The organism is Streptomyces lothianensis (assembly GCF_047779955.1).
Lineage (GTDB): Bacteria > Actinomycetota > Actinomycetes > Streptomycetales > Streptomycetaceae > Streptomyces.
On sequence record NZ_JBLMKT010000134.1, the window covers coordinates 1 to 569 of the forward strand.

The 569-nt window shown below is 71.7% G+C and carries 1 protein-coding gene; it reads right to left on the reverse strand.

Annotated features, from left to right (window positions below; genetic code table 11):
- The coding region (locus tag ACLF6P_RS29935; protein ID WP_415954557.1) for a condensation domain-containing protein at positions 1-569 on the reverse strand (569 nt) is incomplete at both ends.

The following is a 569-nucleotide window of genomic DNA, read 5'->3' on the forward strand; positions in this document are numbered from 1 at the left end:
GGCCAGCTTGACGAGGGTGACCCGCATCAACGGCGGGGCCACCGGATCGAAACGCGCCGACCGGTCCGCGTCGAGGAGGGACCGCAGACGCTGCTCACGCTCGGATTCCTCGGCGATACCGGTCAGGTCGACCTCGTGCCAGGGCACCGTCACCTCGGCCGGGATCACCTGCACCGGTTCCCCCGAGCGGCGCACCAGGAAGCCGGCCCGCAGATTGGGATGGCGGCGCACGAGTGCCTGCACGGCGGTGCGCAGCGCCTCGGCGTCCACGTCCCCGGTCAACGTGAGAGGCATCTGGCTCAGATACGGGTCGGTGGACTCACCGGCGCGAAGGGACGTTCCGCCGCCCGCGCCCGGTCCGTCGTAGAGCGTGTGGAAGAGGAAGCCCTCCTGGAGCGGCGTCAGCGGCCAGATCTCGTCCAGCGGTCCGGCCCCGGCGAAGGCCGCGTCGACCTCCGACCGCCCCTCGGCGTCCAGCTCCACCAGCGGCCCCCGTTCGGTGGGCTCGACGTGGTCGGGGTTGGTGAGGGTGGTGGTGGTTTCGGCGAGGGTGGCGGGGGTTTTGTTGG